Origin of the sequence: Pseudomonas sp. 18058 (assembly GCF_902706155.1) — a bacterium.
GTDB classification, from domain to species: Bacteria; Pseudomonadota; Gammaproteobacteria; order Pseudomonadales; family Pseudomonadaceae; genus Aquipseudomonas; species Aquipseudomonas rustica.
In genome coordinates, this window is sequence record NZ_CACSJY010000159.1 from 1 (window position 1) to 403 (window position 403).

Consider the following 403-nt stretch of genomic DNA (forward strand, 5'->3'; position numbering starts at 1 on the left):
GAAGGAGGCGTTCTCGCCACACTACGGGCTCAACAGCGACCACGACACCGTTCTGGGCGTGCTGTCGCTGGCGTTCTGGGCGCTGAACCTGGTGGTGACCCTGAAGTACGTCACCATCATCATGCGCGCCGACAACGATGGCGAAGGCGGCATCATGGCGCTGATGGCGCTGACCCAACGCACGCTGCGCAACGGCTCGCGCTCGGCTTATGTGGTGGGCATCCTCGGCATCTTCGGCGCCTCGCTGTTCTTCGGCGACGGCGTGATCACCCCGGCCATGTCCGTGCTCAGTGCGGTCGAAGGCCTGGAGGTGGCCGCGCCCGGACTTCATGTCTTCATCGTGCCGGTCACCCTGGTGGTGCTGCTGGCGGTGTTCGCCGCGCAACGCTTCGGTACCGAGAAG

General features: G+C 65.5%; 1 protein-coding gene. It reads left to right on the top strand.

Translation table 11 applies throughout. The features are described from left to right. Positions 1-403: KUP/HAK/KT family potassium transporter (locus tag GVL50_RS28625; protein WP_178124234.1), on the top strand; the 403-nt coding region annotated here is incomplete at both ends.